This is a genomic window from Methylibium sp. T29 (assembly GCF_000576205.1).
GTDB lineage: Bacteria > Pseudomonadota > Gammaproteobacteria > Burkholderiales > Burkholderiaceae_C > Methylibium > Methylibium petroleiphilum.
This window is the reverse complement of the sequence record NZ_AZND01000328.1, coordinates 1-3,109: the sequence shown is the minus strand read 5'-3', so window position 1 is coordinate 3,109 and position 3,109 is coordinate 1. Positions and strand designations below refer to the sequence as shown.

General features: G+C 69.6%; 6 protein-coding genes. 2 read left to right on the top strand and 4 right to left on the bottom strand.

Annotated features, from left to right (window positions below):
- Nucleotides 1-14: 14 nt before the first annotated feature.
- Both x551_RS24695 and x551_RS20315 read left to right on the top strand, forming a co-directional pair.
- A complete protein-coding gene (locus x551_RS24695; protein WP_256364002.1) occupies nucleotides 15-161 on the top strand; it encodes an anti-sigma factor in 147 nt (48 codons plus the stop codon).
- Between the two features lie 103 nt (nucleotides 162-264).
- The gene (locus x551_RS20315; RefSeq protein WP_036236145.1) at nucleotides 265-810 is read left to right on the top strand and encodes a DUF3455 domain-containing protein; all 546 of its coding nucleotides are present in this window, start codon (nucleotides 265-267) and stop codon (nucleotides 808-810) included.
- 25 nt (nucleotides 811-835) lie between these two features.
- On the opposite strand, the gene waaF is transcribed toward x551_RS20315, so the two are convergent.
- From waaF to x551_RS20300, 4 genes are read right to left on the bottom strand one after another with little or no spacing between them, the layout of a single operon-like run.
- Nucleotides 836-1,528 carry a lipopolysaccharide heptosyltransferase II gene (waaF, locus tag x551_RS20310; protein WP_253950432.1) on the bottom strand — a complete coding sequence of 231 codons (693 nt, stop codon included), beginning with the start codon at nucleotides 1,526-1,528 and terminating at the stop codon, nucleotides 836-838.
- On the bottom strand, nucleotides 1,519-1,863 hold the full coding sequence (locus x551_RS27715; RefSeq protein ID WP_253950431.1) for a glycosyltransferase family 9 protein: 345 nt from the start codon (nucleotides 1,861-1,863) through the stop codon (nucleotides 1,519-1,521). The genes waaF and x551_RS27715 overlap by 10 nt, the downstream gene beginning before the upstream one ends.
- 16 nt (nucleotides 1,864-1,879) lie before the next feature.
- Complete coding sequence (locus x551_RS20305) at nucleotides 1,880-2,083, bottom strand: zinc-finger domain-containing protein (RefSeq protein ID WP_036236148.1); 204 nt, start codon at nucleotides 2,081-2,083, stop codon at nucleotides 1,880-1,882.
- 28 nt (nucleotides 2,084-2,111) lie between these two features.
- Entirely contained in the window at nucleotides 2,112-3,035 is a 924-nt protein-coding gene (locus x551_RS20300; protein ID WP_011831125.1) for a branched-chain amino acid transaminase, read from the bottom strand.
- Between the last annotated feature and the right edge of the window lie 74 nt (nucleotides 3,036-3,109).

Genomic DNA, 3,109 nt, shown 5'->3' with positions numbered 1-3,109 from the left:
GCTCGCTGGGCCTGGTGTCGGGCGAGCAGGCCACCACGGTGCGGCGCGGGCTGCTGCTGCGCGACACGGCAGCGTTCGCGGTCAGCTTGGAGCCGAGCGGCGGCTCGCCGACCGGCGCACCGACCGGACCGATCCTGTCCGTCGGGAAGCTGCAGATCTGACTTGAAAATTCTGTCGGCGGTGGTGCATCTGCCGGCGCGCCGTCTCCGTAGTGCAGGGGTGAGGGGCTCGCCCCCGAACACCCACCCACCTACGGAGACCCCTATGCGCCTGAACCTGATCACCGCCTGCGCTGCCCTCACTCTGGGCGCCTGCGCCATGCAACCGATGACGTCCCCGAAGACGATCGACAACGCGAGCCTGCCCGAGTCGGTGCGCGTGCCGGCCGGCGAGGCCCAGAAGCTGTGGACCACCACCACCGGCGGCAAGATCACCTACGAATGCCGCGAGAAGAAGGATGCAGCCGGACAGCATGAATGGGTGTTCGTCGGCCCGGTGGCCGGCCTGCAGGACGCCGACGGCAAGGCAGTCGGCAAGTACTACGGCCCGCCCGCCACCTGGGAGTCGAACGACGGCTCGAAGGTCACCGGCAAGCAGCTCGCGGTGGCCCCCAACCAGCCCGGCAGCATCCCGCTGCAGTTGGTGAAGGCCGACCCGGCAATGGGCAGTGGCGCGATGCAGGGCGTGACCTACATCCAGCGCCTGAAGACGGTCGGCGGCGTGGCGCCGGCCGCGGCTTGCGCGGCGGCGAACAAGGGTGAACAACAGGTCGTGAGCTACGCGGCCGACTACGTGTTCTACGGTCGCTGAGCGCCCAAGGCAGCGCCCCGACCGCTCAGCCGGGGCGGGCCGCGCTGCTCGCCAGCGCGTCCTGCAACGCGGCGTGAACGCGCTCCGGCGCGATGCCGGACAGGCATTTCAGGTGCCCGAAGCGGCACTCGTGTGCGTAGCAGGGCTGGCAATCGAGATGCTCCACGCCGCGCAGGGTCTGCAGCCACAGCACGCGCGCATGCCGGTTCAAGGGCGGCGTGTGCTGCGGGCTGGTGGCGCCGAACACGGCGGCCTGCGGCACGCCAAAGGCCGCTGCCATGTGCATCCACCCCGAGTCGTTGCTGACCACGCCGCGCGCCCCCGCAATCAGGGCCATGGCGTCCGCGAGCGAGCCCGCACCGGCCTGCACCCGGCAGTGCCCTCCGTGCACCAGGGCGGCGATCTCCTCGCAGACCGGCCGTTCCGTCTCGGCACCGACCAGCCATACCGGCTGGCCATGGAGCGCGTGCAGTTCCTCGGCCAGCGCCGCATAGGCCGCAGCCGGCCAGCGGCGGGTGGCGCCCTGCTCCGCCCCGGGAGCCAGCACCCAGTAGGCCTGCGGCGCGAGCCCGCAGCGCGCGAGCAGGTCGTCGATGCGCCCGTGCGCCAGATGCAGGCGGGGCCGTGCGCGCGGCGGCAGGCCTCCGGCGAGCGCGCCGTAGAAGGCGACCAGCGGCGGCTCGCCGACGGGGTTGGGCAGGCGCTCGTTCAGCAGCACCAGCCGGCCTCGCCTTGGTACCCGACGCGGCGCGGGATGCGCGCCAGCCACGGCAGCAGCGCCGACTTGAGCGAGTTCGGCAGCACGTAGGCCACGTCGAAGCGCCCCTTGATCTGGCGAGCCTGCGCCCGCCGGGCCGACCAGTCGAGCCGCCCGTGCACGAACGGCAGCGTGATCACCTCGGCCACCTGCGGCATGGCCTGGAACAAGGGTGCGACCGACGGCAGCGCCGCCACCGTCAGGTGTTCGCCGCGCGCCGCCAGCACCGCCAGCATCGGCTCGGCCATCACGGCGTAGCCGATCCACTGCGGCGCGATGACCAGTGCGCGGGTCATCGCACCGCCGCCCGGCTCAATGGGCGTGCAGCTTCTCACCGGCCTTCAGCCGGTAGACGGTGCCACAGTACGGGCATTTGCCTTCGGCGTGGGCCACGTCGATGAAGACACGCGGGTGCGCGCTCCACAGCGGCATCTTCGGGTTCGGGCAGAACACCACGCCCGGGCCCTGCAGGTCCTGGGCGGTGACTTCGACGACGGCTTGCGGTGGGCGGCTCATACAGGAGGGTCCGTCAGGGTGGAGAGGTTCAGACTGCGGCCAGCCATTCGGCGTACTTGGCGTTGCGGCCGTTGACGATGTCGAAGAAGGCCGACTGGATCTTCTCGGTGATCGGGCCGCGCGAGCCGATGCCGATCTCGATGCGGTCGAGTTCGCGGATCGGCGTGACCTCGGCGGCGGTGCCGGTGAAGAAGGCCTCGTCGGCGATGTAGACCTCGTCGCGCGTGATGCGCTTCTCGACGATCTTCAGCCCCAGGTCGGCTGCGATCGAGAACACGGTGTTGCGCGTGATGCCGTTCAGCGCGCCGGCCGACAGGTCGGGCGTGTAGATCACGCCGTTCTTGATGACGAAGATGTTCTCGCCCGCGCCTTCACTGACGAAGCCCGAGGCGTCGAGCAGCAGCGCCTCGTCGTAGCCGTCGTCGGTGGCCTCCATGTTGGCGAGGATGGAGTTGCTGTAGTTGCTCACGGCCTTGGCCTGCGTCATCGTGATGTTGACGTGGTGGCGCGTGTAGCTCGACGTCTTGACGCGGATGCCGCGCTTGAGCCCTTCCTCGCCGAGGTAGGCGCCCCAGGGCCAGGCGGCGATCATCAGGTGGATGGTGTTGCCCTTGGGACTGACGCCGAGCTTCTTGTCGCCGATCCAGGTCAGCGGCCGCAGATAGCAGCTCTCCAGCTTGTTGACGCGCACCACCTCGCGCTGCGCGTCCATCACCTGCTCCAGCGAGAACGGGATCTTCATGCGCAGGATCTTGGCGCTGTTGAAGAGCCGCTCGGTGTGCTCGCGCAGCCGGAAGATCGCCGTGCCCTTGATGGTGTTGTACGCGCGCACGCCCTCGAATGCACCGCAACCGTAGTGCAGGGTGTGGGTCAGCACGTGGATCTTGGCGTCGCGCCAGTCGACCAGTTGGCCGTCCATCCAGATCTTGCCGTCGCGGTCGGACATAGACATCGGAGTTCCTCGGTTCAGTGCGCAAGCAGAACCACAAATTCTACGGGCGCGCGCGCCGCGCCCCGCCCGGCCGG

Coding starts and splice junctions, on each gene's coding strand:
- x551_RS20315 (WP_036236145.1), top strand. CDS start 265: ATGCGCCTGAACCTGATCACCGCCTGCGCTGCCCTCACTCTGGGCGCC.
- x551_RS27715 (WP_253950431.1), bottom strand. CDS start 1,863: ATGACCCGCGCACTGGTCATCGCGCCGCAGTGGATCGGCTACGCCGTG.
- x551_RS20300 (WP_011831125.1), bottom strand. CDS start 3,035: ATGTCTATGTCCGACCGCGACGGCAAGATCTGGATGGACGGCCAACTG.
- x551_RS20305 (WP_036236148.1), bottom strand. CDS start 2,083: ATGAGCCGCCCACCGCAAGCCGTCGTCGAAGTCACCGCCCAGGACCTG.